Source organism: Methylocystis suflitae (assembly GCF_024448135.1).
Taxonomy (GTDB): domain Bacteria; phylum Pseudomonadota; class Alphaproteobacteria; order Rhizobiales; family Beijerinckiaceae; genus Methylocystis; species Methylocystis suflitae.
In genome coordinates, this window is sequence record NZ_JAMRYX010000156.1 from 1 (window position 1) to 378 (window position 378).

1 protein-coding gene is annotated in these 378 nt (G+C 52.6%); it reads right to left on the minus strand.

Annotated elements, in window-relative coordinates; all coding sequences use genetic code 11:
* On the minus strand, positions 1 to 378 hold a 378-nt coding region (locus NEI07_RS11965; protein ID WP_256034811.1), incomplete at both ends, for an FkbM family methyltransferase.

Below are 378 nucleotides of genomic sequence, written 5' to 3' on the forward strand. Positions count from 1 at the left end.
GCGCTCCACGTCGATTTTGATGAGGTCGGGAGCTCCGATCCCTCGATCGTCGATATATTGATCAAGCCTAGTTGTCCGCACGCTGGTCGGTACAAAATCTGGCCGCAATCGTGCAACTTCCGCATCTAAAGAGGCAGCAACGGGTTGATCGCCGGGCAAGTCGTAGAAAGTCGCCTCTCCGGAACTGTCGGAAACGGCTAGCTTCTCTTCCGTAATGACGAACCTGTTGAGAGCTATGTTCTCAGTCATGACTTGGAACACCCGCTCATTTGGCTCGAATGCGACAATAGAAGCCGATCGATTAAGAGCGCGTGCCATGAGCGCATAAAGCCCATGATGTGCGCCAACATCGATAATTACTCTTGAGTCGCGAGCAAG